Source organism: Streptomyces sp. NBC_00414 (assembly GCF_036038375.1).
Lineage (GTDB): Bacteria > Actinomycetota > Actinomycetes > Streptomycetales > Streptomycetaceae > Streptomyces.
This window is the reverse complement of record NZ_CP107935.1, coordinates 635,851-661,678: the sequence shown is the minus strand read 5'-3', so window position 1 is coordinate 661,678 and position 25,828 is coordinate 635,851. Positions and strand designations below refer to the sequence as shown.

23 protein-coding genes are annotated in these 25,828 nt (G+C 70.2%); 14 read left to right on the top strand and 9 right to left on the bottom strand.

All coding sequences use genetic code 11. From position 1 onward, the window contains the following. Window positions 1–48: 48 nt before the first annotated feature. Window positions 49–2,286: an MMPL family transporter gene (locus tag OHS59_RS02880; protein WP_328491790.1), complete on the bottom strand. Its 2,238-nt coding sequence runs from the start codon at window positions 2,284–2,286 to the stop codon at window positions 49–51. Window positions 2,287–2,530: 244 nt separating this feature from the next. On the opposite strand from OHS59_RS02880, the gene OHS59_RS02875 reads away from it, so the two are divergent. Together OHS59_RS02875 and OHS59_RS02870 are read left to right on the top strand one after the other, a co-directional pair. Then, window positions 2,531–3,274, top strand: a complete 744-nt coding sequence (locus OHS59_RS02875) for a TetR/AcrR family transcriptional regulator (RefSeq protein WP_328491789.1) — start codon at window positions 2,531–2,533, stop codon at window positions 3,272–3,274. 110 nt (window positions 3,275–3,384) lie between these two features. Then, window positions 3,385–4,236, top strand: a complete 852-nt coding sequence (locus OHS59_RS02870; RefSeq protein ID WP_328491788.1) for an HD domain-containing protein — start codon at window positions 3,385–3,387, stop codon at window positions 4,234–4,236. A gap of 40 nt (window positions 4,237–4,276) precedes the next feature. On the opposite strand, the gene OHS59_RS02865 is transcribed toward OHS59_RS02870, so the two are convergent. Then, window positions 4,277–5,539 carry a hypothetical protein gene (locus tag OHS59_RS02865; RefSeq protein ID WP_328491787.1) on the bottom strand — a complete coding sequence of 421 codons (1,263 nt, stop codon included), beginning with the start codon at window positions 5,537–5,539 and terminating at the stop codon, window positions 4,277–4,279. Between the two features lie 158 nt (window positions 5,540–5,697). On the opposite strand from OHS59_RS02865, the gene OHS59_RS02860 reads away from it, so the two are divergent. From OHS59_RS02860 to OHS59_RS02850, 3 genes are read left to right on the top strand one after another with little or no spacing between them, the layout of a single operon-like run. Next, on the top strand, window positions 5,698–6,738 hold the full coding sequence (locus OHS59_RS02860; protein ID WP_328491786.1) for a beta-ketoacyl-ACP synthase III: 1,041 nt from the start codon (window positions 5,698–5,700) through the stop codon (window positions 6,736–6,738). A 37-nt stretch (window positions 6,739–6,775) separates the two neighbouring features. Then, entirely contained in the window at window positions 6,776–7,009 is a 234-nt protein-coding gene (locus tag OHS59_RS02855; RefSeq protein ID WP_328491785.1) for an acyl carrier protein, read from the top strand. Further along, window positions 7,009–7,980 (top strand): alpha/beta fold hydrolase, encoded by a 972-nt coding sequence (locus OHS59_RS02850; protein WP_328491784.1) that lies wholly within the window; start codon window positions 7,009–7,011, stop codon window positions 7,978–7,980. Before OHS59_RS02855 ends, OHS59_RS02850 begins: the two co-directional genes overlap by 1 nt. Window positions 7,981–8,031: 51 nt before the next feature. Here OHS59_RS02850 and OHS59_RS02845 read toward each other — a convergent pair whose 3' ends face one another. The 4 genes from OHS59_RS02845 to OHS59_RS02830 form a co-directional block, all read right to left on the bottom strand. Beyond that, complete coding sequence (locus tag OHS59_RS02845) at window positions 8,032–8,400, bottom strand: hypothetical protein (protein ID WP_328491783.1); 369 nt, start codon at window positions 8,398–8,400, stop codon at window positions 8,032–8,034. A 223-nt stretch (window positions 8,401–8,623) separates the two neighbouring features. Beyond that, window positions 8,624–10,897, bottom strand: a complete 2,274-nt coding sequence (locus OHS59_RS02840; RefSeq protein ID WP_328491782.1) for a M4 family metallopeptidase — start codon at window positions 10,895–10,897, stop codon at window positions 8,624–8,626. Window positions 10,898–11,271: 374 nt separating this feature from the next. Further along, on the bottom strand, window positions 11,272–12,318 hold the full coding sequence (locus OHS59_RS02835; protein ID WP_328491781.1) for an alpha/beta hydrolase fold domain-containing protein: 1,047 nt from the start codon (window positions 12,316–12,318) through the stop codon (window positions 11,272–11,274). 60 nt (window positions 12,319–12,378) lie between these two features. Continuing rightward, the gene (locus tag OHS59_RS02830; protein WP_328491780.1) at window positions 12,379–12,696 is read right to left on the bottom strand and encodes a putative quinol monooxygenase; all 318 of its coding nucleotides are present in this window, start codon (window positions 12,694–12,696) and stop codon (window positions 12,379–12,381) included. Window positions 12,697–12,840: 144 nt separating this feature from the next. Here OHS59_RS02830 and OHS59_RS02825 point away from each other — a divergent pair, with 144 nt between their 5' ends. From OHS59_RS02825 to OHS59_RS02805, 5 genes are all read left to right on the top strand, one after another. Then, a complete protein-coding gene (locus tag OHS59_RS02825) occupies window positions 12,841–13,746 on the top strand; it encodes an AraC family transcriptional regulator (RefSeq protein ID WP_328491779.1) in 906 nt (301 codons plus the stop codon). 199 nt (window positions 13,747–13,945) lie between these two features. After that, window positions 13,946–14,695, top strand: a complete 750-nt coding sequence (locus OHS59_RS02820; protein ID WP_328491778.1) for an SDR family oxidoreductase — start codon at window positions 13,946–13,948, stop codon at window positions 14,693–14,695. 303 nt (window positions 14,696–14,998) lie between these two features. Next, window positions 14,999–15,556, top strand: a complete 558-nt coding sequence (locus OHS59_RS02815; RefSeq protein ID WP_328491777.1) for a hypothetical protein — start codon at window positions 14,999–15,001, stop codon at window positions 15,554–15,556. A gap of 89 nt (window positions 15,557–15,645) precedes the next feature. Next, a complete protein-coding gene (locus OHS59_RS02810; protein ID WP_328491776.1) occupies window positions 15,646–16,005 on the top strand; it encodes a cyclase family protein in 360 nt (119 codons plus the stop codon). Between the two features lie 2 nt (window positions 16,006–16,007). Next, window positions 16,008–17,525 (top strand): gamma-glutamyltransferase, encoded by a 1,518-nt coding sequence (locus tag OHS59_RS02805; protein ID WP_328491775.1) that lies wholly within the window; start codon window positions 16,008–16,010, stop codon window positions 17,523–17,525. A gap of 70 nt (window positions 17,526–17,595) precedes the next feature. On the opposite strand, the gene OHS59_RS02800 is transcribed toward OHS59_RS02805, so the two are convergent. Beyond that, window positions 17,596–18,789, bottom strand: a complete 1,194-nt coding sequence (locus OHS59_RS02800) for an ATP-binding protein (protein WP_328491774.1) — start codon at window positions 18,787–18,789, stop codon at window positions 17,596–17,598. Next, a complete protein-coding gene (locus OHS59_RS02795; RefSeq protein ID WP_328491773.1) occupies window positions 18,780–19,442 on the bottom strand; it encodes a response regulator transcription factor in 663 nt (220 codons plus the stop codon). Before OHS59_RS02795 ends, OHS59_RS02800 begins: the two co-directional genes overlap by 10 nt. 138 nt (window positions 19,443–19,580) lie before the next feature. Here OHS59_RS02795 and OHS59_RS02790 point away from each other — a divergent pair, with 138 nt between their 5' ends. From OHS59_RS02790 to OHS59_RS02775, 4 genes are all read left to right on the top strand, one after another. Further along, window positions 19,581–20,882: an ABC transporter permease gene (locus OHS59_RS02790; protein ID WP_328491772.1), complete on the top strand. Its 1,302-nt coding sequence runs from the start codon at window positions 19,581–19,583 to the stop codon at window positions 20,880–20,882. Window positions 20,883–20,913: 31 nt separating this feature from the next. Then, window positions 20,914–22,299: an ABC transporter permease gene (locus OHS59_RS02785; RefSeq protein ID WP_328491771.1), complete on the top strand. Its 1,386-nt coding sequence runs from the start codon at window positions 20,914–20,916 to the stop codon at window positions 22,297–22,299. Window positions 22,300–22,306: 7 nt separating this feature from the next. Beyond that, the gene (locus OHS59_RS02780; protein ID WP_328491770.1) at window positions 22,307–23,011 is read left to right on the top strand and encodes an ABC transporter ATP-binding protein; all 705 of its coding nucleotides are present in this window, start codon (window positions 22,307–22,309) and stop codon (window positions 23,009–23,011) included. 196 nt (window positions 23,012–23,207) lie between these two features. Beyond that, window positions 23,208–24,794 (top strand): alpha-1,2-mannosidase, encoded by a 1,587-nt coding sequence (locus tag OHS59_RS02775; protein ID WP_328491769.1) that lies wholly within the window; start codon window positions 23,208–23,210, stop codon window positions 24,792–24,794. A gap of 144 nt (window positions 24,795–24,938) precedes the next feature. Here OHS59_RS02775 and OHS59_RS02770 read toward each other — a convergent pair whose 3' ends face one another. Next, window positions 24,939–25,817, bottom strand: a complete 879-nt coding sequence (locus tag OHS59_RS02770) for a TauD/TfdA dioxygenase family protein (RefSeq protein ID WP_328491768.1) — start codon at window positions 25,815–25,817, stop codon at window positions 24,939–24,941. Between the last annotated feature and the right edge of the window lie 11 nt (window positions 25,818–25,828).

Here is a 25,828-nt window from a genome sequence, read left to right as displayed (position 1 = left end):
GGGAGGGCTCCGACAGGGCCGCGTACAGCGGGACTCGGGCTCGTTCGGTCAGACTTCGGTCGGGCTCTTCTCCCGCACCGGCTCGGCCGCGGGACTCGGTGCCGTCGCGCTCCGGGGGCCGCCTTCGCTGAGGCCGTACCGTCCGTGGAACGCCCGCAGGAAGGGCGGCGCGTACCAGGCCGAGCGGCCGAGCAGACGCATCGCGGCGGGTACGAGGACCCCACGTACGGCGACGGCGTCGATGAGGATGGCCAGCCCGCTGCCCAGGCCGAACATCTGCATGAAGCTGAGCTTGGCCGTCCCGAAGGCGAAGAAGCTCACCGCGAGCAGGCAGGCCGCCGCACTGACGATGCGCCCGGTGTGCCCGAGACCGTTGGCCACGGCGGACTCGTTGTCCTCGCCCGCCTCATGGAGTTCCTTGATGCGGCTGGTGACGAACACCTCGTAGTCCATCGACAGACCGAAGGCGATGCAGAACATCAGCACGGTCATCGAAACGTCCATCGGCTGCGCGGTGAAGCCGAGGAGCGAGGAGAGGTGGCCGTCCTGGAAGATCCAGGTCATGACGCCGAGAGTCGCTCCCAGGCTGATCATGTTGAGGACCAGCGCACGCACCGGCTGCACGACACTGCCGGTGAACAGGAAGAGCAGGACGAAGGTGGTGAGGGCGACCAGCGCCACCGCGAGCGGCAGCCGGCCGGCGATGGAGTCCTTCGAGTCGACCAGTACCGCGTCGGTTCCGCCCACCAGCGGGTCCGCCCCCGCGGGCGGGGTGAGCGCCCGCACCTCGTCCACCAGGTCCTGTGCCTGGTCCGACTTCGGCGCCAGAGCGCTCACCACATTGATCTGCTGCGCGTCGGCGCGGCCCAGGGCCGGATTGCCGGGCCCGGTCGCGGTGGAGCTTCCGTCGGCGTACGTTCCCGTGCTGGCCTCGACGCGGACCACACCGTCGAGTTCGGACAGTGCCACCGCGTACGACCGCAGCGGGGCCTTGTCCACGGACCGGCCGAGGACGACGTGCAGGGCCGCGTCGTCGTTGCCGGCGAAGTTCTTCTGCAGTACCGCGGAGACCTGGCGGCTGTCGGCGTCCTCGGGCAGCACGCGCTCGTCCGGTGTGCCGAAGGTGATGCCCAGCAACGGGCCCGCTGCCAGCAGCAGTACGGCGAGTACGGGCAGGGCGGTGAGGGCGGGCCGCCGCATGACGGTGCGGGCGAGCCGCCCCCACATCGGCTCCCGGGTCGAGGTGCGGCCGCGCTTCGCCCACGGCAGACGCCCGCTGTTGACGCGGTCTCCCAGGACGACGAACAGGGCCGGCATGACGAACAGGGTGCTGAGGGCTGCGATGGCGACGACACCGACCCCGGCGTAGCCGAACGAGCGGAGGAAGTACTGCGGGAACACCATGAGCGCCCCGAGCGCGGCAGCCACCGTCGCCGCGGAGAACGCGATCGTACGGCCCGCCGTGCTCATGGTCTGCCGGACGGCGTCGTCCACGCTCGCCCCCGCCGCGAGCTGTTCCCTGAACCGGCTGACCATCAGCAGGGCGTAGTCGATACCGAGACCGAGGCCCAGCGCCGTGGTCAGGTTGATCGCGAAGACGGAGACATCGGTGATGCTGCCGAGGAGGTAGAGCTCCGCGAACGTACCGACGATGGCGACGATCCCGATCACCAGCGGCAGCAGGGCCGCGACCAGACTGCCGAAGACGACCAGGAGCAGCAGCAGGGTGAGCGGCACGGCGATGGTCTCGGCCAGGACGAGGTCCTCGCCCGACTGCTTGCCCATCTCGCTGTTCACCGCGGCGCCGCCACCGGCCTCGATCGTGAACGCGTCCTCGTACGGACCGGCGTAGGCGTCGATGACACTCTTGGCGTTCTCGTCCCGCTCCGTGCCCTCGCCCTCCACGTGGGCGAGCACCACGGCCTCCCGGCCGTCCTTGGAGAGGAGGCTGGGACTGTCCGTGTCCCAGTACGAGATCACGTTCTTGAGGTGTTCCTCTTTCCTGAGGTCGGCCACCAGGGTCCGGCCGCTCTCCCGGGCCTTCTGGTCGTCGGCGCGGCCCTCGGAGGCACGGACCAGCAGGACCAGGTTCGACTCCCCGCCGAACTTCTCGTCGATGACCTTCCCGGCACGGCTGGACTGCGAGGCGGGGTCGTCGTAGCCGCCGCCCAGCAGCTTGCCGAACGCGCCGGCACCCGCGACACCCATGAGAGCCACCGCCACGACGGTGACGACGAGTATCAGCCGGGCCCGGCGAATCGCCAGCTCGGCTATGCGTTCAAACACGGACAATCCCCTTTGTTTCCCTACGTGGAAGCGACGTCGAGCAGCAGGCGCTGTCAGGGGGGCCCAACACGGTCCCCGCGATCGGTTCTCACCCCGGCAGGCAGGGGCCGATGCGAGGGAATGACACGCGTGTCGTCGCGGCCACGACGTTAGTGAGAAGAAGGAAGATTTGGCAGTGTTAGATTTTTCTGACGGTTCGCAACTTCTCCGTACGGGCACGGAGTCGGCGTCGTACGGTCGCCTCATGCCCGTTGACGAACACGTAGCCGCCCCGCCCACCCTGCGCCAGCGGCGCCGAGCGGCCGCCACTCAGGAGATCCTCGAAGCGGCCGAGCGCCAGATCGCCGAGAACGGTCCCGCGGCCCTGTCCCTGCGCGCGGTCGCCCGGGACCTGGGCATGACCGTGCAGGCGCTCTACCACTACTTCCCGAGCCGGGACGAGCTGGTCACGGCGCTCGTCGCCAAGTCGTACGACGCCCTGGCCGACGCCGTCCAGGCCGCCGTCGACACCACGCCGGAGGGCTCGCCGCTGGAGCGTGTGGTGATCGCGGCCGAGGGGTACCGGCGGTGGGCCATCGACCATCCCGAGCTGTTCCAGCTCCTATACGGAACGCCGTTGCGGTACTACGAGGCGCCAGTTGAGGGCGCGACCACCCAGGCGGTGCGCCGGATGAGCGCGATCTTCGAGCACGAGCTGTTCGGCGGGTTCACCCCGGCACAACTGGCCGCGACCGAGACCCCGGGCCTGTCGCCCGAGTTCCTCGCATATCTGGGCCAGTTGCCACCGACAGGCCAACAGGTTCTGCCGACTGCCGTGACCGCTCTCGTCATGAGCGCGTGGGGGCACATGCACGGTCTGGTCGTCCTGGAGGTGTTCGGGCACACCGCGTTCCTCGGTGAACACCAGGCCGAGATCTTCCGCATGGGGATGCGGAACACGATCCAGGACATCCACAGCAGGATTCCGCCGGCGGAACAGGCCCGTTGACCGCCGCAGTGGCGAGAATCCGGAGTTTATCGGCACTTTCGCCACTGTTTGCTGTTCGGTGCCATTCCTAAGCTCTTGGCAACAACCGCCGACGAGAAGGCTCTCTTCACATGTTCGACAAGAGCGATTTCGGTAAGAGCGATTCCGGCAAGGGTGACGCGGTGAGAGGCGTCACCAGGCGCGCGGCGCTCGGACGTGGTGCCGGCATCGCCGCGATGGGCGCCACCTCCGCGCTCGCCACCGCGGTGTCCGGTCCGCCCGCCGCCGCGGCGACAGGAGCGGCGGCATCGCCCGGCAACGCTTCGGGCCGCACCGCCGACGAGCTGCCCGGAACAGTGGCCGGAGTCCGCATCCCCACCAGCGAACTGGCCCGCAGCACCGCGCGGTTCGTGCGGAGCGTGTCCTCAGGGACTCTCTTCAACCACGTCATGAGGACGTATCTCTTCGGCGCTCTGCTGCTCGACCGACAGGGCGTCCGCTACGACCGTGAACTCGCGTTCGTCGCCGCGGCCCTGCACGACCTCGGGCTGGTCGAGGCGTACCGGACACCGACCGAGCGCTTCGAGGTCGACGGCGCCGACGCCGCACAGCGGTTCCTGCGGGCACAGCGCATGCCGGCCGAGCGCGTGGCGGTCGTCTGGGATGCGATCGCCCTGCACACCAACGCCGGTATCGCGACCCGGAAGCGTCCGGAGATCGCGATGATCTCCGTGGGATCGGGACTGGATTTCACGGGGAACGAACTGCGGAGAATTCCGTCCGACGCCCTTGAGGAAATACTGGCCGTATTCCCCAGGGAAGGATTCAAGCAGGACGCGCTCGACAACATACTTTCGCTGTGCCGCACCAAGCCCATGTCGGTGCTGACGCACCCCTTCGCCGAAGTCGGCCGCCGTCACATCCCCGAATTCCCGGTGCCCACGGTGGAGGATCTACTGTTCGCGGCGCCTTTCGAGGAGTGACGGCCGCCGGCGGCACCCCGCCCCCGCCGGGGCACGACACTCACTCGCCCGGTGCCGCCTTCCGCAGGGCGGTGATGCAGGTGGTGATGGCCGCCTGGAGCTCCTCCAGGCGCTGCAGCATGTCGTCCTCGTAGATGGTGTCGAGGTCGTCCACGTCGTCGAAGGTCAGCTCCTCGAAGACCTTGGTCGCCTTCTGCAGGCTGCTGTAGAACTTCGTACGGCGTTCCTGGAGGCGGAGTTCGGGGTCCGCCTGGATGGTCTGGGCGACGATGTCCTTCATCGAGTCGAACGCCTCGGAGGCCCACTCGCTGGTGTCCTCGTTCTCGTCCAGCTCGTCGATGAGCGACAGGTGGCGCTCGGCTTCGGCGCGCAGCTCCGCGGGAGCGTCGATGGTCTGCCCGGCGGGGGTCTTCACCTGGCCGTTCTCCACGATCTGGCGGACGTAGCCGATGCGGCTCGCCGCCTGCGTCTCGGAGGCGACCGCCTTCTTCAGGTCGTCGGTGCGGGCGATGTCACGGGCCATCTCCGTCTGCAGCGCCGGATCCTCCTGGATCCGGTCGAGGAGCGCCGCCCGGGCCGCCTTCGCGGTGGAGGGGTCGGCGAGGATCGCCGCCCGCAGCGCGGTGGGATTCTCGGCGACCTCCAGGGCCTTAGTCGGCCGGATGCCCTCGGCCTCGGCCGCCGCCGCGATCGCCGTGCCGCGCTCGGAGGAGGCGCTGGACCGCGAGACGTAGTACGAGTGCCACACGTCGGAGTCCGGCAGTTCCACCTCCTGGCCCGGCGCCAGCGCCTCGAAGTACGGGACGAGACCGTCGTCGGCCGCCTTGTCCCACGCCTTGTAGTAGCGCATGACCCGCTCGGGCGAGCACCCGGCCAGCCCGGCGAAGGCCTTCGCGGAGACCTTCGGCGTTTCGCCCGCCGTCTCTCCGCCGGGCCGCACGCTGCGCGCGACCTTCAGCGCGAACGCCCAGCCGCCCGCCCGCACGTACGCCCCGAAGTCCTGGGCGTCCCGCGCGACATCGTCGTGCACGTCGTCCGCCGTGAGGTCGTCGTGCGCGTCGTCCGGCGCGGGACCGGCGTGCGCGTCGTCCTGCGCGACCGCGACGTCGTCGTGCGCCTCATCCGTCAGCGCCTCGTCGTGCGCCCCGGCGGCCGGAACCTCGGCGCGCGCCCCTGCCGCAGGGCTCCCGTCGACGGACGTCGCGGGCTCGACCCAGAACTCCCCGGTTTCTGAAGTCGCCTGTCCGGGCACCTGGTCGGCGGGCGGAACGGCCGGTTCGGTTTGAGCGGTCACTACGGTCACTGGGAGACTCTCCTGGGGAAGGACAAGGCTACAAAGGGCAGCGTACGCAGCCTATATGAACCTGTTCGTGACGGTTCGAACTCCCCCGAACGCATCGCGCCCCAACGGGATCCAGGCTCACCGGTAACTCTCCGGTTTCACTCAAGTACGCTTAGTGAATGAATGTTTCGAGTGCGGGACTCCGTGATGCGCAGGGGCCGGCCGCAGTGGTGACGGGTGTGGGTTCCCATCTTCCACCCCGTCGCGTGACCAACGACGAGCTGTGCTCTCGGCTGGACAGCACCGACGCATGGATCCGGGAGAGAATCGGCATCGAGGAGCGTCGCCGCGCGGACACGTCGGTGTCCACCGGGGATCTTGCCGTGGAAGCCGGGCGCCGGGCCATGCGGTCGGCCGGCGTGACGGACGTCGACGCCGTCGTCCTGGCCACCACCACCCCGGACCACCACTGCCCGGCCACCGCGCCCGCGGTCGCCCACCGGCTCGGCCTGCGCGACGTGATCGCCTTCGATGTCACCGCCGGATGCGCGGGGTTCGTGTACGCGTCGGCCGTCGCCGCCGGACTCATCCACGCGGGCAGCGCCCGGAAGGTCCTCGTCGTGGGCGCGGAGACGATGTCCGCGATCATCGACTCCGACGACCGCTCCACGGCCCCTCTCTTCGGCGACGGCGCGGGAGCCGTCGTCCTGGAGGCCGGGCTCGGTGGGCAGGACGGCTGCCTCGGACCCTTCAGTTGGGGAAGCGACGGCTCGCTCGCCGACGCCATCGTCATCCCGGCCGGCGGGGCCCGGGAGCGTGACCGGCGGGACACCGCGCCTCCGGGTGACTTCTTCGTTCACATGCGCGGAAACGAGGTCTTCCGACACGCGGTGCGCCGTATGAGCCAGGCCGCCCGGGACGCGGCACAGGCCGCCGGGTGGACGCTCGACGAGGTCGACCGGCTGATCGTCCACCAGGCCAACGGGCGCATCGCCGCCTCCGTGGCCGACGCACTCGGCATCCCGCCCGAGCGCACGCCCTCCAACATCGCCCACGTCGGCAACACCGCGGCGGCCTCCATCCCGCTGCTGCTCGCCCACGCCGCGGACGAGGGCCAGTTGAAACCTGGGCACCGTGTGCTCGTTGTCGCTTTCGGCAGCGGGCTCGCCTGGGCCGCCACCACCCTGGTGTGGCCGCCCGGCGTCACCGCGGAGCTGTAGAGATCCATCTGCCCAGGAACGTAAGGAAACGAAGCACGTGCTGGAAGAACTCAAAGGCATCCTCACGGCGCAGGCGGGACTGCCCCCCGCGCCCATCACCGCCGACGCGACCCTGGCCGACGCCGGCATCGACTCCATGGCCGTGACCGTGCTGTCCATGCAACTGGAGGACCGCATGGGCCTGTTCCTCACCGAGGACGAACTCTCGTGCGCCCCCACCGTCAACGCCCTGGCCGACCTCATCGCGAGCCGAGCCGCCGGGAACCACTGATGTCGATCGCGCCCTCCGTGTGGAACCCGCCCGAGTGGAACGCGCCCGAGGAGACGAGAGAGGAGCTCGTGCCACTGGAATGGCGCGGCCTTCGCTACACCTGCCGTGTCATCACCTCGGACCGGCCTCCGGTCACCGAACCCCTGCTCCTGCTCGGCGGCGCCCTCCAGGACATGTACGCGTGGCCCCGGCTTGAGCGCAGACTCAGCGCCCACATGCCCCTGGTCTTCGTCGACCTGCCCGGCGTCGGAACGGCCGACGACCTGCCCGCCGAGCAGGGCTTCGACGCGCTCGCCGAAGCCGCCCTGGTGGTCACCGACCGGCTCGGGTTCGACCGGATCAACCTCCTGGGCGCCTCGTACGGCGCGCCGATCGCCTACCGCGCCGCCCTCAGCAGGCCGGAGCGGGTCGCACGGCTGGTCCTGGCCGGCGCCACGCACCGGATGAACCCGCGGCTGGTGTCCGACTGCGAGCAGGTGTGGCGTGCCCGTGCCGCGCTCGCGGACGACATCGACGGGACGCTGTCGGACGCCGGCTCGCACGAGATCGCGGACCGTGCCGTCGCCACGCTGCTCAACACCACCCTCCAGGGCCAGGTCTCCCAGGCGGCCACCGTGGCAAGGATGTTGCACCGGCAGTTCGCCCGCATCACACCGGCCGCGGCCCGCCGTCACGCCGTCTGCCACCAGCGGCTGCTCGCCTCGGATCCGCTCCCGTCCGAGAGCATCGACGCCGTGCGCGCGCTGGTGTTCACCGGCGAGCACGACGACGTCAGCACGCCGGACGAGAACCGTGCCGTGGCAGCCGCCATCGCCGACTCGACCTTCCTCCTGGTCCGCGACGCCGACCACATGGTGCACCTCGAACGGGAAGCCGAGTACGCCGATCTGGTCCTGCGCTTCCTCACCGACCTCCCGCTCGACGGCCTCCACTACACGACCGCGCCGGAACGGTTCGGGTGGTGTCGGTAGGAGTCGGGTCCAGGTCATCACCGATGTCACCCTGCCGGATGTGATCGTCCCTCAGGCGTCCGCGCCGCCCAGGGTTTGCTGCAGGCCCGCGCCGATGCGGTCCATCGTGGCCGCGTAGGCTTCCGGCATGTCGACGTCCAGCCTGTCGGCGAGCACGAAGACCCACCACAGGCATTCGGCCAGCTTGTGCCGCAACTCGGCGTCCACGTCGCCGTCGATGCCCCAGGTGCGCTCGGCGGCGAGCACCAGACGTCCGACGTAGGCGGCGTCGTTGGTGAAGCCGAGCGCGAGCTCCGGCAGCGTCCACGTCCTGCCCAGTACGTGCTGTTCGATCCGTTCGTACTGGGACCGGACCGTCAGCGCCCTGTCCTTGGCCTCGGCGAGTCCGGACCTGTCGTCGTGTGCGGGCGTCCCGTGCATCTGAGTCTGCCTTCCGCTGAAGAACCCGAGTTCTCCGAAGAACTCGGTGTCCTCAACGACGCTAGATCCAGATCCGGACGGACTCGGTCCTGGTTTGCCCCGAGAGGCGACCGGGTTTGCCGCAGTCGGGTGATGTCCTTCTCCCGCCGATGCCATGAGCACGCACCGCGCGCCCGGACCATGGCACGGTCCGGGCGGGCGGTCATGCGGGGCAGGCAGTGCGTCAGGGAGTGATCCGCCACTGCTGGATGTAACCCACGTCGATCGCCGCCACGTCACGCACCCGCAGCTTCCAGGTGCCGTCGACGGGCTGTGCCGAGGCGTTCACCGTGAAGGTCTGGTTCACGTTGTCCGCCGAACCCCCGCTGCGGTTCAGCAGCGAGTACACGGTCCCGTCGGGGCCCACCAGGTCGACCGTCAGGTCGCCCCGGTAGGTGTGGACGATGTTGACGTACACCTCGGTCGTCGCCGAGGCGTTGCCCGGGCGGCCGGTGATGGTGATGGGCGACTCGACCGCCGCGCCGTTGTCGGGGATGTCGACACGGGTGGAGCTGCCGTAGATGTTCGCCACGCGCCACTCGAAGGTGTCCGACGCGGTCGAGCCCGTGCTGTCGGTGACCGTCACGGTCACCTCGCTGGTCCCGGTGGTGGTCGGAACGCCGGAGATCAGCCCGCCGGCGCTCGCGGTCAGGCCGTCGGGCAGGCCGGTGACCTCGTAGGTCAGGGGCGAGTCCGCGTTGGTGGTGTAGGCCTCGATCTGCAGGGACACGTCCTGGCCGACGCCGGAGAGCTGGTCGTCGATCGGGGACAGGTTCGTACCGATCGCGATGCGGTCACCGACGTTGATGCCCGCCCAGGCGGCGGCCACGGCGAGGTAGGTGTCGCTGTAGGCCCCGAAGAGGTCGGTCGCGGCCTGCAGGGTCGCGGTCCTGGCACCCGCGTAGTTGGTCGACGAGGTCATGTACGTCGTCAGCGCGCGGTACCAGATGCGGGACGCGTTCTCGACGCCGATGCCCGTCACGGGGACGTCGTCGTAGGTCGGGCTGTCGTAGGCCACCCCGTTGACGGTCTTCGCTCCGCTGCCCTCGGACAGCAGGTAGAAGAGGTGGTTCGCCGGACCGGAGGAGTAGTGGACGTCGATGCTGCCCAGCGAGGCGTCCCAGTAGTCGCGGGAGGCGCCGTCCTTGGAGGGCTTGTCCATGTAGCGCAGCGGGGTGCCGTCGCCGTTGATGTCGATCTTCTCGCCGACCAGGTAGTCGGGGACGTCCGCGTCCAGGTCGGAGTGGAACTCCACCGCGGCGGCGAAGATGTCCGAGGTGGCCTCGTTGAGACCGCCAGACTCTCCCGAGTACGTCAGGTTGGCGGTGGCACTGGTGACACCGTGGGTCATCTCGTGCGCCGCCACGTCGAGCGAGGTCAGCGGGTTGGCGTTGCCCGAGCCGTCCCCGTACGTCATGCAGAAGCAGGCGTCCTGCCAGAAGGCGTTGACGTAGTTGTTGCCGTAGTGGGCGCGGCTGTACGCGGCCACACCGTCGTTACGGATGCCGTTGCGGCCGTAGGTGTCCTTGTAGTAGTCCCAGGTGGCCGCCGCGCCGTAGGCGACGTCGACGCCGGCCGTCTGCCGGTTGCTCTGGGTGCCGTCGCCCCAGACATCGTTGTCATCCGAGAAGAGGGTCCCGGTGCCCGAGGTGCCCTGATTCAGGTCGTACGTACGCTGCCCGGCCCGGTCGGGGTCGACGAGCTGGTACGAGGAACCGGACAGCGTGCTGCCCACGGAGACCTCGCCGTTGTACTGGCCGTGGCCCGCTCCGGTGTGCACGCCCTCGTACTCGATGGCGACCTTGCCGGTGCTCGCGTCGGTGACTACGTGCAGTTCGCTGGGGGTGCCGTCGTCCTGGAACCCCTCGACGACGGACTCCCAGGCCAGGACCGGCTTGGAGGACCCGGCGGCCCACACCACGAGCCGGGGCTTGCCCTCGATCTCGGACTTCTCGACGTCGGCCGCCTTGCCGACGGACAGTGCCTTGTCGGCGGCGCTGTCCGCGGAGATCTTCGGCGTGGTGGTGGGCACCTTGATGGTGGCGCGGGTGGCCTTGGAGGTGGTGCTCCGGCCGTTCTTCAGGTGCAGCACGAGGTCGCCGCCGAGGACCGGAAGCCCCGCGTACGTGCGCTCGTACCGGGTGTGGGTGGTGCCGTCGGCGTCCTTGACGACGTCCTTGACGACGAGCTTCTCCCGGGAGCCGAGGCCGAGTTCCTTCGCCGTGTCACCCGTCCTGGCCGTGGCGCTCTTGATCAGCGAGGCACGCGCGGCGGGTGACAGGGTGGGCTGGGCGGCGCCGGCGCGAGGCATGGCGACGATCTTCGAAGGGCTGGGGTCGGCGGGTACGGCGGACGCGGGTCCGCCCTGGACGCCGAGGGCGAGCAGCGAGCTCGCGGTCGTGAGGGCGAGGGCTGCGGCGCGTCTGCGCCGGTGGGTGAAGCGATGGGGCCCGGACAATGTCTTCTCCTCCTGCGACGGCCGGCGCCTGGTGGGAGCCGGCGGTGAGCGGGCCGACGGGGTACGGCCGGCCCGGCACGGAACGGGGTGGAGCGGGAAGAAGCGCAGCACGAGGTGCACACGGAGGCGCCGGAGAACTCGGCGGCGCGTGAGACGTGGGGGTACGGGGGATGTATGAGTGGGGGGTGTGAGGGTGTGAACGAAGGGTGAACGTTCGCCAGCAGAGTGACATCTGATGCACAGGGTTGTCATGGATGTGACAAGACAACGGCTTGAATTGACCATTGCTTGCTGCGGGTTCAGCACCGGCGGCACATGTTTTCGGCCGCGGTCGCCCGGGGCGCCGACGTTGTGTTGCTCAGGGCCGCCGACGGTCATGCCGTGCGGTCGCGGCGCAGGTGCCGGGCGAGCCAGTCGGTACGGGTTCGGCGGGCCGTGACCGAGATGTGTGCCTGTGGGTACAAGGCGTCGAATCCGTGGAAGCCGCCCGCCCAGACGTGGAGTTCGGCTTGGCCGCCGACGGCCCAGATGCGAGTCGCGTAGTCGGTGTCCTCGTCGCGGAAGACCTCCGCCGAGCCGGTGTCGATGTAGGCGGTCGGCAGGTTCGAGAGGTCGGTGGCCAGTGCGGGCGAGACGTAAGGGGATACCTCGTGGCCGTCGGGGTTCTCGTGGTGGTGGTCCCCGCTGCTGTGGTTCCTGCCGTTGTGGTCCCTGCTGTTGTGGTCGCCCAGGACGGCACGCCAGCCGAACTCGTTCATCTCGCGGGTCCACACGCCGGGACCGCCGGAGTACTGCAGGCTGGAGGCGCTGGTGTTGCGATGGTCCAGCATGGGGCAGATCAGTATCTGCGCGGCGATCGCCGGGGTGCCGAGGTCGCGGGCCAGCAGAGCGACACCGGCCGCGAGGCCGCCGCCCGCGCTGGCACCGGCGACGATGATTCGGGCGGGGTCGATGCCCAGTTCGCCGGCGTGTTCGACGACCCAGAGCAGTCCCTGGTAGCAGTCGTCGACCAGGGTGGTGCCGGTGGCCTCCGGCGCGAGCCGGTAGTCCACGGAGACCACGACCGCGCCGAACTCGTCGAGCCACTCCAGCGGGATGTCGATCTGCGAGAAGCGATCACCCATGATCATGCCGCCACCGTGCATCCAGTAGACGCAGGGTGCGGGCGTGAGTGCGGGCGCGGCAGTTGAGCGATCAGGGTTGGCGGGGCTGAAGACCGACAAGGGGATCGAGGCGCCGTCCTTGGCGGGGACGGTGACCTCACGCCGGTCGACCCGCCGGTCGGCGAGCAGGGACTCGACGGGCGTCGACGGGAGCCGGCGCAACTGCGCGAGTACTTCCGGGCTGAGCGGTGGCATCTGCGGCATGTCGGCGAGCAGCGCACGCAGTTGGGGGTCCAGGTCGGGGCGTGCTGCGGTCATGGTGGTTGCCTTTCGTGGGCTGGGGGCTGCAGGTGGATGGTCGGGGGAGCGGGCCGGGGTTCAGAAAGCGGCCTTTCCACGGACCGGGACGTAGTCCGTGTACGTGGACTCCTGGGCCAGAAGCCCGTCGATCTCGGCCACGATGGCCTGCGCGGCCTCGCCGGCGAAGATCCGGTGATGGTCCTCCTCGCTGCTCCACCCCTCGGTGACGTGGACGACGTCGGGGTCGGACGCGGAACGGGAGACGAGATAGACGACGCAGTGTTCGCTCGCGCCGGGGCTGCCCTCGTCCAGACCGGTCAGCAGCAACTCGACCAGCCGGTCACCCATTCCGGGCTTCGCGGTCAGCGTGGCGTTGAAACCATACGTGGCGATCATTGGGGCCTTCTTCTCGGTCGATGGAGTGCGGTGATTCCATTCAACCGAGCTGACCTGCGTAAACGATAGAGCGATGCTCTCCGCCACTTGCACGATCCTCGCGGCTGCCGGAGCGAGGATGCCGAATGGTGCTGCAATGGACGCATGTATCTCGAAGAGCTGCGGACCCTGCTGGCCCGGCACGCCCGGCCCGACTGGACCACCGCCGTCGACGGCGTCCTGATCTCGAAGGTCGACCGGCCGGATCCACCGGCACCCTCGATGTCGGGCACGGTGCTCGCCGTCATCGCCCAGGGCGCCAAACGCCTCGCGCTGGGCGACCGGGTCTACGAGTACGGCTCCGGGCAGTACCTCGTCGCGTCCGTCGACCTCCCCGTCACCGGACAGTTCGTCCAGGTCGAACCCGAGCAGCCGGCCCTCGGCTTCGGTCTCGCACTGGAACCGTCGGCCGTCGCCGAACTGCTGTTGCAGGCAGGCCCCGGAGGCAACCCCCGCCCGGGCGGAGGCGCGCCGTCGGCGATCGCCGTCAGCGACGCTTCACCCGGGCTGCTCGACGCGGTGGTCCGGCTGCTGCGCCTGCTCGACGAACCACGTGACCGGGTCGTACTCGCCCCGCTCGTGAAACGCGAGATCCTGTGGCGCGTGATCACCGGCGAGCAGGGTGCGACGGTCCGTCAACTCGGCCTCGCCGACAGCAGCTTGAGCCATGTCTCCCGGGCCGTGGGCTGGATCCGCGAGCACTACGCGGAAGCGTTCCTGGTCGAGGACGTGGCGAGGATGTCCGGCATGAGCGTCTCCGCCTTCTACCGCAACTTCCAGGCGGTGACCGCGATGAGCCCCATCCAGTTCCAGAAACAGATCCGGCTGCAGGAGGCCCGGCTGCTGCTCGCCACCCACCCGGGCGATGTCACCGGAGTCGGCCAACGCGTGGGTTACGACAACCCGTCGCAGTTCAGCCGCGAGTACCGCCGTCAGTTCGGAGCACCCCCGAGCCGGGACGCGGCCCGCCTCCGGGACACCGTACGAAGTCCGGCGGGCGTCATGCCCTGAGGGGCACGGGTGGACAGCTGGGCCGGATGGATCGGGTTGATCGGGTTGATCGGGAGGATTGTGCAAGGGGGGACGAGGATAGCTCTACTTTCGTCGCAGCCCACGGCGATTCAATGGGAGTACCAGTTCTTCCGCGGAGTAGGAAAATGCCTGCCTCCCGCGGAGGTCATCACTCCCACCGCATCGCGAGGAGAACAGCATGAAGACAGTTCTGATCACCGGTGTCTCATCCGGCTACGGGCGGGAGACGGCCCTCCACTTCCACTCGCAGGGGTGGAACGTCATCGCCACGATGCGTACCCCGCGTGCGGGCGTCCTGCCCGAGTCGGACCGCCTCCGTGTCGTCGAGCTCGACGTGACCGAGCCGGAGACCATCACCGCCGCGCTGGAGACCGCGGGGACCGTCGACGTACTGGTCAACAACGCGGGTATCCCTCTGATCAGCGTCTTCGAGGGCACCCCCATGGCCCGCGTGCGTGAGGTCTTCGAGACCAACACCTTCGGGGTGATGGCGACGACGCAGGCGGTGCTGCCGCAGTTCCGCGAGCGCGGCTCCGGCGTGGTGGTCAACGTGACCTCCAGCGTCGTGCTCGGCCATATGCCCCTCTCGGCCGTCTACAAGGCGAGCAAGGCGGCCGTCGAGGGATTCACCGCGTCCCTCGCGCTCGAACTCGCACCCTTCGGCGTGCGGGCGAAGACGGTCGAGCCGGGAGCCTGCCTGACGACGAACTTCGCGGCCAGGGCGACGAGCGGCGGGGCACTGGACGAGCTGATCCCCGCGCCCTACGCGCCGTGGGCGGAGAAGGTCATGGGGGACTTCACCGGGCAGGACCTGTTCACCAAGGAGAGCGATGTCGCCGAGACGGTGTGGCGGGCCGTGCACGACACGACCGGCCGACTGCGCTTCCCCGCGGGGCCCGACGCGGTCCGGCTCGCCGAGGCGAAGTGACCGACCGGCCGACGGGGCGACGCCGCACGCCAGTGGCGTACTGATGACACGCGAGCCGACCCCGTACGTGCGGAGACACGGGGGTCGACGCGGCCTACAGCTGTTACTGCTGGGAAACAGGAGGCGGTCGGCTAAGAAACATGTATCGCTCAGGTTTGTCCGTATCTGCGAGGGCGTCGGCCCGCGCGAGTGACATCGCGAGTGACATCAGGAGGACCGTGAGCACGTCACCCCAACTGATCCCTACCGTCGACACCGTCAATGTCCTCCCGGAGGTGGACCACTCCGCCCGGTGCGCGCCCCATGCATGAGGTGCTGTGGGTGACGGGGCTGGTGGGCGGGGTGCTGTGCCTCGCCGGTCATCTGCCGTCGCCCGTGCGGCAGTGGCTGCCGCACGGGATTGCGCTGGCCCGTATGGCGGCGATGACTCCCGGAGCCGCAGGCCCTGGGCTGTTGGTGGCGGGGGCTGCCGCGCTCGTCGGTGCCTGTCTGTGGGAGATGCGCGCGGGGTGCGCGTTCCGCAGAGCCGCCGAGTCGGTGAACCTGGCCGCGATGGCACTGCTGACGGCGGCCGCCGCGGTTGTAGGACAAAGTCACCATGGCGGGGCAGGCTCCGCCGACGGCCTCGTGCCGACCGTGCCGGCCATGTCGGCCGATCTCGCGCCCTCCGGCCTCGCGCTTTGGACGGTGTTGTTCTCCGTCGCCGTCTGGAGCGTGTCCCGGGCGGGTGTGGTGCTCGTCCGGCTGGCCTGGCCGCCCCGGATCGCCACGGTCTCTCCGGGCAGGCGCGCGCTTCTGCTGGGAGAGGCGGGCGGCGCGCTCATGGTCACCGCCACGGCCGTCATGCTCGGGCCGCCCTGACGCAGGCATTACGGCGGTGGTGACTCGTGCAACCAAGTCGCCCACCTCGTAACGGAGTTGGTGCTGCGGCACTGAGACCGGAGAAGCCCGTGCCGCGGCTCCCGGCGGCCGGGCACACCCGCGTCCTGCTCAAGACCTCCAACTCCGCCGGCGCCCTCAAGGAGACCGAGCGCGCCCCGCAGTGGGTGGGCCTCTCCCCGAAAGCGGCCGACTGGCTGATCGAGCACCGGGTCGAACTCATCGGCATCGACTACCTCACCATCGAGAGCCACCACCGCACCGACACCTGGGACGTCCACCACTCCCTGCTGGGCGCCGGGGTCCTCATCCTGGAGAACGCCGACCTCGACGAAGTACCCGGCGGTACCTACGACTTGACCTGCCTGCCCACCAAACTGGTCGGCGCCGACGGCTCCTTCGCCCGCGCCATCCTCAGCACCCGGGACTGACCGTGGCCACGATCGCGATCGCCGCACCCCATCCCGCCGCCGTCGAGGCGGCACGCCAGGTGACCGCCGCGGGCGGCGGTCTGATCGACGCCGCGCTCGCCGCCGCCGCAGCGCTCACGGTCGCCTACCCGCACCAGTGCTCCATCGGCGGCGACCTCGTCGCCCTCGTCCGCGACGGCGCACACGGCACCGTCCGCTCGGTGCTCTCGGCGGGAGCAGCCGCGGCGGCCACCGACCCCGTACCGCTGCGCGCGGCGGGAGACAGGATGCCGCCCGGCGGCCCGCACACGGTGACGGTCCCCGGCGCGGTCGCCGGGTGGGCGGAACTCGCCCGCCTGGGCGCCCGCCTGCCGCTCGCCCGGAGCCTCGCGCCGGCCGTCGCCCTGGCCGACGGGGGTGTCCCGGTGAGTGAAGCTCTGGCCCGGGCTATCCGCAACCGCCTCGACGCCGTACGGGCCGACCCGGGGCTGTCGGCGCTGCTGCTGGACGAGGCAGGGGAACCGTTGCCCGTCGGAGCCGCCCTCGTCCAGCCGGCACTCGCCGCGACCCTGCGGGAACTCGCCGACGACTGGCGCCACTTCTACACCGGACCGACCGCCCGCCGCCTGGTCGCGGGCCTTCCTGAACGCGGCAGCCTGCTCGACGCGAAGGACTTCGCCGGGCACCGCGCGGAGAACACCGCGGCGCTGAGCGCGACCGTGCACGGCGTCACCTGGTGGGCGGCCCCGCCGCCCAGCCAGGGCGCCTCGCTGCTGGCCGTCCTCGGACGCCGGGGCGATCCACCGACCGATCCGCTGACCGCGGCCCGGCAGGCGGAACTGAGCCGGGACGCGCTCCTCGGCGACCCCCGGTCCGGCGCCGTGGACATCGACGGCCTGCTGCTGCGCGCGGAGCGTGACGTCGCCGCGCTGCCCGCCGGCCCCAGACCGGCCGGGGACACGGTCGCCGTCACCGCCGTCGACGACCAGGGCAACGCGGTCTCCCTGATCCAGAGCGTGTTCCAGAGCTTCGGATCGGGCATCGCCGACCCGGCCACCGGCATCGTGCTCCACAACCGCGGCTCGGCGTTCGGCCTGGACCCGGCGCACCCCGGGGCGCTGCGGCCCGGGGCACGGCCTCCGCACACGCTGTGCCCGGCGCTCGCCACCGCCCCGGGACGCGTGGTGGCCCTGGGCTGTCAGGGCGGCAGGGCCCAGGCGTGGATCCTGTCCCAGGTGGCCGAGGACCTGCTCGACGCCCCGGCCCCGGAAGCCGTGCTGGCCCGCCCCCGCTGGGTCATCGGCTCCCGAGACCTGAACCGCCCGCACCCCACCCTCGTCCTGGAACCCGGCACCCCGGACGCCGAGCACCTGACCGCCGTCGCGCATCGCCTGGGCCTGGAGGTGGCCCGGACGTCAGGACCGCACGACGAGGCGGGCCACGTACAGACGGCACGGCTGCGCGGGGAGGAGGTCGACGCGGCGAGCGACCCCAGAGCGGACGGCACGACAGCTGTCCTCACCGGTTCCGGGCCTCGGTGAACCGGCCCGTCTGAAAGGCCGTTGGGGGTCAGGGGCACCGGGTTGCCCGTCCGGGCGTTCCTGGCCGTGGTCACGGGAAACGCAAGGCGATGCTGAATCCGCCGTCGTCCCCGGGTTCGGCCGTCAGCTCGGCGCCGTGGGCCTCCGCGATGGAACTGGCGATGGAGAGACCGAGGCCGTGGCCGCCGGCGCCGGTGCGGTCGCGGTCGAGGCGGCGGAAGGGCTCGAAGAGGTAGGGGATCCGTTCGGCGGGCACGTGGGGGCCGGTATTGGTCACGGTCACCGTGCGGCCTTCGAGCCGTACGCGGACATGGCCGCCCGGACGGTTGTACTGGACCGCGTTGCGCACGAGGTTGGTCAGCAGATGCCGTAGCAGCAGCGGGTCGCCGAGGACGGGCAGCGGGGCTTTCGCCGTCAGGGCGACGTCTACGCGCTCGTTCGCGGCCTGCGGAGCGAGTTCCGCGGTCACGGTCCGCGCGGTGGCCGACAGGTCCACGTCGACGGGCTCCTCCAGGCCACGGTCGCTGCGGGCGAGCAGGAGGAGGGCGTTGACCAGCTGCTCGGCCTCGCGGTTGGCGGCGAGCAGGTCCTCGCGGACTTCGGCGAGGCCCTCGGGCAGCGGATCGGCGAGGCCGACCTGCAGACTGGTGCGCTGGACGGCAAGGGGTGTTCTGAGTTCGTGGGAGGCGTTGGCGATGAAGCGTCGCTGACTCTCGAAGGACTTCTCCAGCCGTTCGAGCATCGTGTCGAAGGTGTCCGCGAGGCGGTGGAGTTCGTCGTCGGGTCCGGTGAGCGCCAGCCGCTGGTGCAGATTCTCCTCGCTGATCCGCCGGGCCGCCTCGGTCATCGAGGCGACGGGACGCAGCGCTCGTCCGGCCAGCCACCAGCCGATCAGCCCGGCCAGCAGTGCCATGATCAGCAGCCCGACTCCCGACCAGAGCACGGTCTGGCGCAGCGCGGTGTCCTGGACGGCCTGGATGGTCCAGTCGATCTTCTGGATCATGGCGAAGTCGCCGTCGCCCCTGCCCCGGGTGGCCTGGGGCCCGGTGGGGTGCACGGGGGAGTAGGACGGCCGGGCCTCGGTCGACGTGTTCCCGTAGGCGATGGCGATGCCCTCGACCTGCTGGGCCGTTCCGTGCCGCGCGAGGAGCACCACGAAGGCCAGCAGTGCCACGCCCGTGAACAGGAAGAGGGTGGAGATGGCCGCGGCCAGGCGGGCTCGGAAGGGCAGCCTGCCGAGGAGCGCGCGCGGATTCAGTCGCACAGGCGGTATCCCTGCCCCTTGTCGGCCGTGATGAGCCCGGGGTCCCCGAGCTTTCCGCGCAGCCGGCTGACGGTGGCCCGGACCGCGCTGGTGCGCGGGTCGAGGTTCTCGTCCCAGAGGGTGCGGACGATCTCGCGGTGCGGCACCGCCTCTCCGGAGGCCTGCAGCAGCAACTGCAGGACCGCGAACTCCTTCGGTGTCAGTTCCAGCCGGCGGCCGTCCACCGACGCCTCACGCCGCGCCCGGTCCAGAGCGATGCCGCCCTGCCGCAGGACGGTGCGGGGCGGCTGGTGCGCCCTGCGGCTCAAAGCCCGTGTCCGGGCGACCAGTTCCGCGAAGTCGAAGGGCTTGGCCAGGTAGTCGTCCGCGCCGAGCGTGGTCAGTCCGTACACCTTGTCGGTGATCTCACCGGCCGCGGTGAGCATCAGGATGCGCGGTGGGTCCGCCAGCTCGCGCAGCCGCCGGCACACCTCGTCGCCGCTCATGACGGGCAGATCGCGGTCGAGGATCAGCACGTCGTAGTCGGTGAGCAGACATCTTCGCTCGGCCTCGTCCCCCGTGACCGCGATGTCGACGGCCATCGCCTGCCGCCGCAGACCGGTGGCGATCGTACGGGCGAGTACGCGATGGTCCTCGGCTACCAGAACTCTCATCGCCACATGAAAGCAAGACCGGGATTGCAAGGGCATAAGGCTCCGGAGCCGCGCCTTCGCGCCACGCGCCGCGGCGGACCTTATACCGCCGTAACAGCCTTATCCGGCTGCAAAGCGCGGCCTGCTCTTCTCATGGCCATGAACTTCGTGAAGCGCGCCGGGACCAGCCTGCGTGCCAGGAAAGCCAGAACCGTCGTGTTGTCGGGGATCTTCGTCGTCATCTGCACCCTGCTGCTGGGCGGTTTCCTGCTGCAGGCCGCCGCCGCACGCCAGGAGGCGGACGCGCGACGCACGATCGGCGTCGACGTGACGGTCAGGGGGAAGGGGCTCGGACCGGCCGTCGCGGACCGACTCGGGAGGTCGGCGCCGGTGAACCGGTACAACCCGGTGCTTCCCCTCAAGGCCGAGGCGCGCGGCGCACAACCGCTGGAGTCCGACGGGCCGAAGCCCCCGGGCACCCGGACCGGGGACCGCGCCCGGCACTTCCTGGCGGTGAGCGGCGTGCGGGACTCCAGCATGCTCCTGCCCTTCTCCTACGGGTCGGCCAGGATCACGGCAGGGCGCGGAATCACCCCCGAGGACAGCGGCGGACAGGTCGCCGTCGTCGAGCGACGCCTGGCCGAGAGGAACAGCCTCAAGGTGGGCGACACCGTCCGGGTCCGGTCGGCCGACCACCGGCGCACGGTGCCGCTGACAATTGTCGGAGTGTTCCGGGACCCGACACCGGATCCGCCGCGCTGGACACCGTCGCACGAGCTGCCCGGCAACACGCTCTACACCCCGGTGCGCGTCGCTCAGGAACTGGGCTCCGACGCGGCGGCGGTCCTCAGCGAAGCGGTGTTCAGGATCGGCTCACCGGAACAGGCCGAGCGCCTGCACGCCGAGGCCGAACGGCTGCTTGGCGCGGGAACCTTCGACTTCCGCGTCAACGACAGGGCGTACAGGGACCAGGTCCGCCCGATTCAGCAGGTCGGTACGTTCGCCGGGCTGATCGTGTGGGTCATCGCCCTGGCGGGCGCGCTGATCCTGGCCCTGATCGTGATGCTGCAGGTCCGGGAGCGTCGCGACGAACTCGGGGTGCTGCTGGCGATGGGCGAGAAGAAGCGGAAGCTCATCGGCCAGCACCTCGTGGAGGTGGCGGCCGTGGCCCTGCCCGCCGTCGCCGTCGCGGCCCTCGCGGGTCAGCTCGCAGGCCAGGAACTGGGCGACGCGCTGCTGGACCACCGGCAGGGCGACGTGACTCCGGGCCAACGGCAGCGCGAGCCCGTGGCGGCCGGGACACCCCGTGCGGCGGTCGGCCCGCCCGCGATGGACATCGGGCCCGTGGTCCTCGGCAAGGTCGCCGGCATCGGCCTGGGCATCTCGCTGGTCTCCACCGCCGTCCCCGGCATCGGGATCCTCCGCCTGCACCCCCGCTCCATCCTCACCCACAACGAATAGCCCCCCGGCACCGACCGAGAAAGCCGACCTCATGAACTTCGTCAAACGCGCGGGGCTCAGCCTGTGGGCCCGCAAGGGCCGGACACTGATCACCCTCGCCGCCTTCCTCGTCATCACCCTCATGGTGCTGGCCGGCGTACTGATCGACGACGCGACGGCCCGGGCCGAGCAGAAGGCCAAGCGCTCCGTGGGCGCCGAGGTCACCCTGGCCATCGACATGGGCCAGTTGGGCGGCGGCGGTGGTGGTGGCATCCAGGCACCGCAGATCGCCGCCTCGACCGTCGACAGGCTCGGCGCCCTGCCACAGGTCCAGAAGTACACCTACTCCATGTGGGACCGCGCGATCCTCAAGAAGGGCACCGAACTCGTCACCGACGGAGTGGCGAACACCATGGGACCCGGCGGCACCGCCGGCATCGGCGTTCTCGACACCGGTCTGCTGTCCGACTTCCGCAGCGGCAGGTTCACCCTCCTGTCCGGCCGGCATCTGACAGCCGCCGACAAGAACGACAAGCGGCTGCTGATCGAGGAGCGACTGGCCAGGAAGAACGGTCTCGAAGTCGGCTCCACGATCACCCTGGGCGCCAACGAGGGCAAGGCCACGGCGAAGTTCACCGTGACGGGCGTCTACCGTGACCCACGCCCCGGCTCCGAAGCGGAACCGGAGTACGGCATGAACCCGGCCAACATGCTGTACGGGACAGTGGGCGGCCTCGCCCACCTCAACTCCGGTACCGGCGGGCCCCTGCAAGTGGGCAAGGCGACCTTCCTGCTTCGGGACGCCGACGACCTGCGCCGTTTCAAGGACGAGGCCCGACGGGCCGCGGGCTCCGAACTCGACGGATTCGCGCTGGACACCAACGACAAGGCCATCGAGCAGATGACGGGACCCCTCAGGAGCATCCGCTCCACCGCCACCCTCGCCATGTGGCTGCTCATCGTCGCGGGCGCCGCCGTCCTCGCCCTCCTGGTCGATCTGGCCATGAAGCAGCGCCGGAAGGAGTACGGCGTGCTGCTGGCCATGGGCGAACACAAGGGCAGGCTCATCGCCCAACAGGCCGTGGAGATCGTCGCCGTCGCGGTTCTCGCCGTCGGCCTGAGTTCCCTGTTCGCCCAGAACCTGACGCAGAGCGCCGGTCAGGCACTCCTCGGCAGGGAAGCCACCGAGGCCCAGCAGCGGATCGACTCCTGGCAGCCTCCGGCTCCCGGCCGCACCGGTCTCGACGAGGGCATCGACCCGGACGACAGGCCCGTGGACAACGCCGACCCCATCGACAGGATCACCGTCCGGCTCGACCGGGCCGACCTCGCCGCGGTCGGCGGCGTCGGACTCGGGATCGCCCTGCTGGCCACCGCCGTTCCCGCCGCCTCCGTACTGCGGCTCAGCCCCCGCTCCATCCTCACGAAGGGCAAGTGACCCCGCCATGAGCCACGTCACCGCGACCGGTCCCGTCCTGCGACTCGACGGCATCAGCCACACCTACTCCGGCCAGCGCCGCATGACCACCGTCCTGAAGAACATCGACTGCTCCTTCGAACGCGGCGTGTTCTACACGATCCTGGGCCCCTCGGGCAGCGGCAAGACCACCCTGCTCAGCCTCGCCAGCGGCCTGGACACACCCACCAAGGGCACCGTCACCTTCGACGGCCAGGACCTGACGAAGCTCGGCCTGGGCCGCTACCGCAACAAGCACGCCGCCACGATCTTCCAGGAGTACAACCTCCTCACCTACATGACCGCGCTCCAGAACGTCACCACAGCCATGGAGATCACCGGAGTCAAACCCACGACAGGAAGCCGCAGGGCACGGGCCCTGCAACTCCTTGAGCACGTCGGCCTGGACAAGGCCATGGCCACCCGCAACGTCCTCCAGCTCTCCGGCGGACAGCGGCAGCGCGTCGCCATCGCCCGCGCGGTCGCCTGTGACGTCGACATCCTCTTCGCCGACGAACCGACAGGGAACCTCGACGAGGACACCGCCCAGGGCATCATCGACACCTTCCGCGAACTCGCCCACGAACAGGGCAAGTGCGTGATCGTCGTCACTCACTCCGCGCAACTGACCGCTCAGTCCGACCGCGTTCTCACCCTGCGCAGAGGCAAGCTGACGCAGCAGGTCACCTCCTGACGAAGGCGTGCGGGGACCGCTTCCGGCGGTCCCCGCCACCGCCCGTCCCGTGACGGCCCGGACACTCACTGTGGCCCCCAACTGCCTTGTGGTCAGGGCTCGTTGTCAGTGCCGGCCGCTAGTCTCCGGAACGACATGGAGCACTGCCCGGCCGCCCGGCCGGACGCGGTGTCCTGGACGATCGTGAGGAACCACAATGGACCCTGTCTTCGCCGATTTCGCCACCCGGCCCGCCAAGCTGTCGAACGCCGTCGCCCGCCAGCACCGATGCGTGATCGCCCCGTCCTACGTGGTGGTGGCGTCCGGTGGTCGACTCGACGTCGACTTCATGGTGCCGGACGGGGAGGAGATCACCGAAGCCGTACTGCGCCTGTCGGTGCTCGGCGCCGCCGCGCCGATCGACGCCGCGGTGAACGGGGAACCGGTGGTCAAGGGCTTCCAGCTGCCCACCGACGAAGGCCCCGACACCGTACGGGAGTACGTGCTGACCGTACCCGGCACGGCGCTGCGGCCCGGCGCCAACGTCCTGGCGATACACAACGCCGACGAGGACGAGGACGAGGACGACGGCGTGGTCCGGCTGCGGACCGTCACGCTGGACTCCGCCCAGCACGACGGCCGGGCTCGGCGCGCTTCCGGGTACGGGGCCGGTGAACGATCCGGCTGGATCTTCGCCACCGAGCGCCGCCGCCTCGGCGCCTCCGCCTGGCAGCCGGCGGCGGATCTGCGCTTCCGGATCGACCGGAGTGAGACCCGGGAGAAGGCGGGGGAGTGGCACCCCGTCACCCGGCTGGCGTGGCGCGGGACCACGGGGGCTGAGTCCTCCGTGGCGTTCCGCTCGGATCTGTCAGGGTTCCACGGCCACTTCAGGGACGCCGACGGCTCCCTCGGTGAACTGCGCGGCACCCTCACCGGCCCGCTGCCCCAGACCGGGCGCGTCGCCGGATCCGCCGCGCAGCACTTCACCACCGAGGAGGAGCACGACGGTGTGTGGAGCCCCGCCGGCCGGCTCCGGCTGCTGCTCGACGACGGCGGCGCTCCGGTGGACCGCGTGACGTGGAGCGACCGCAGTGGCGCGACCACCTCGCTCTCCGTACTGGTCCCGGTCGCGGCAGGACGGCCCTCGGGACCCGGCGAGCGGCGTGACGTCACCGAGCTGGTCTCGCAGGTGTGGGCCAGCGACGAGTTCACGGACTTCGGCGAGGTGGCGCAGAACCTGATCAGGTCGGGCGGCAAGTGGCTCGCTCACGAGCAGGACCCTGAGCTGAGCTTCACCTTCGACCTTCCGGTCGCGCTGAGCGCGTACAGCCTGACCTCCGCCAACGACGTCCCCGAACGGGACCCGGAGGACTGGGTCCTGGAGGGTTCCCCCGACGGCCGGTCCTGGACGCTGCTGGACTCCCGCGAGGGTGAGACCTTCCAAGGGCGCTACCGGAGCAGGGAGTTCGTGCTCGCCCGCTCCGAGGCCCACCGGCACTACCGCCTGCGGATCACCGACAACCACGGTGCGGACGAGACCCAGTTGCAGGAGGTGCGCTTCTTCGACGGAGGTGCCACGACCGCCGCTCCCGGCGTCTGCGACTTCGTCGGCCACCATCAGGGCGCGGACGCGGAGCCGGTGGGATACCGAGGGCTGAGGATCCCCGCTCCCCTGTCCGGGGCGGACGAGGAAGGGGGCGCCGACGCCGGGGAACTGCTCGCCGTGGACTTCTCGGACACCGCCCGAAACCTCCAGGACGCCGCCCGCCTGCTGGAACAGCTGACCCGGTACCTGCGCCCCTGACAGTGGTGTCCTGACGCGGTGTCTTGACGCGGTGTCCTGATGTGGCGCCCTGACGTGGGCGCCCTGATACCGCGTACGCCGAGTACGCGTGCCAGGTCCGGAGACGAGCGGGATGTCTCCGGACCTGGCACGTGCTCGCCCCGGTCATGCCACGGGCCGGGTCCCGTCGATGGCGACGCGCTGCCCGTAGCGGGAGTACGGGAAGTAGTCCCAGGTGGCGTGGTGCTGGACGCAGCGGTTGTCCCAGAACACCAGGGTGTTCGCCTGCCAGCGGACCCGGCAGTGCAGCAGGTTCGTCCGGGCGACGTGGTCGTACAGCATCTCCAGGACGGCCTTGCTCTCGGTGGCGGCCAGCTGCGTGATCTGCGAGGTGTACGGGCCGTTCACGAACAGGAGCTTGCGTCCGGTGTCGGGGTGGCGCACCACGACCGGGTGCTCGTTGCGCGGCACGTCGTACTCCGCCGGGGGCATCTGCCCCGTCGTGAGCCAGGGGCGCGCCCCGTCGTGGAGTGCGGTCAGTCCGTCCAGGAACGTCTTCATCGCCGGGGACAGCATGTCGTAGGCGAGGTGCATGTTGGCGAAGAGCGTGTCGCCTCCGCTGCCGATCTCCGGAACCTCCGTCACGTAGAGCATCGAGCCGAGGGAGGGCTCGGCGTCGGCGGTCCCGTCGGCGTGCCAGCCGTTGCCGACGACGGCCTTGGAGTCCTTGTTCGCACTGACCTTGAGGATGTACGGGTCGGCCCCCTCCTCGGGCAGGGAGTCCAGGTGCAGCGGCCCGAACAGGGCGGCGAACCGCTTGTGGTCCTCAGGGGTGAGGTGCTGGTCGCGGAAGACGAGGACGTGATGGGTCAGGAAGGCCGTACGGACGTCCTTCTGCTGGACCGGAGTCAGTTCCTCGGAGAGGTCGAGGCCGGATATCTCCGCACCGAGAAGCGGTGTCAGCGGATCGACGGTGAAGCTGTCGTACGTGTCACGGGGCGCTGTCGTGATGCGTTCGACGGCGTCCAGGGTGAACTGGTCCATGGGTGTCTCCG

Bases quoted from the DNA above. Each gene is read 5' to 3' on its own strand.
- OHS59_RS02780 (WP_328491770.1), top strand. From the start codon at position 22,307: ATGAGCCACGTCACCGCGACCGGTCCCGTCCTGCGACTCGACGGCATC.
- OHS59_RS02820 (WP_328491778.1), top strand. From the start codon at position 13,946: ATGAAGACAGTTCTGATCACCGGTGTCTCATCCGGCTACGGGCGGGAG.
- OHS59_RS02785 (WP_328491771.1), top strand. From the start codon at position 20,914: ATGAACTTCGTCAAACGCGCGGGGCTCAGCCTGTGGGCCCGCAAGGGC.
- OHS59_RS02775 (WP_328491769.1), top strand. From the start codon at position 23,208: ATGGACCCTGTCTTCGCCGATTTCGCCACCCGGCCCGCCAAGCTGTCG.
- OHS59_RS02870 (WP_328491788.1), top strand. From the start codon at position 3,385: ATGTTCGACAAGAGCGATTTCGGTAAGAGCGATTCCGGCAAGGGTGAC.
- OHS59_RS02795 (WP_328491773.1), bottom strand. From the start codon at position 19,442: ATGAGAGTTCTGGTAGCCGAGGACCATCGCGTACTCGCCCGTACGATC.
- OHS59_RS02830 (WP_328491780.1), bottom strand. From the start codon at position 12,696: ATGATCGCCACGTATGGTTTCAACGCCACGCTGACCGCGAAGCCCGGA.
- OHS59_RS02850 (WP_328491784.1), top strand. From the start codon at position 7,009: ATGTCGATCGCGCCCTCCGTGTGGAACCCGCCCGAGTGGAACGCGCCC.
- OHS59_RS02770 (WP_328491768.1), bottom strand. From the start codon at position 25,817: ATGGACCAGTTCACCCTGGACGCCGTCGAACGCATCACGACAGCGCCC.
- OHS59_RS02845 (WP_328491783.1), bottom strand. From the start codon at position 8,400: ATGCACGGGACGCCCGCACACGACGACAGGTCCGGACTCGCCGAGGCC.
- OHS59_RS02835 (WP_328491781.1), bottom strand. From the start codon at position 12,318: ATGACCGCAGCACGCCCCGACCTGGACCCCCAACTGCGTGCGCTGCTC.
- OHS59_RS02875 (WP_328491789.1), top strand. From the start codon at position 2,531: ATGCCCGTTGACGAACACGTAGCCGCCCCGCCCACCCTGCGCCAGCGG.
- OHS59_RS02790 (WP_328491772.1), top strand. From the start codon at position 19,581: ATGAACTTCGTGAAGCGCGCCGGGACCAGCCTGCGTGCCAGGAAAGCC.
- OHS59_RS02825 (WP_328491779.1), top strand. From the start codon at position 12,841: ATGTATCTCGAAGAGCTGCGGACCCTGCTGGCCCGGCACGCCCGGCCC.
- OHS59_RS02860 (WP_328491786.1), top strand. From the start codon at position 5,698: ATGAATGTTTCGAGTGCGGGACTCCGTGATGCGCAGGGGCCGGCCGCA.
- OHS59_RS02815 (WP_328491777.1), top strand. From the start codon at position 14,999: ATGCATGAGGTGCTGTGGGTGACGGGGCTGGTGGGCGGGGTGCTGTGC.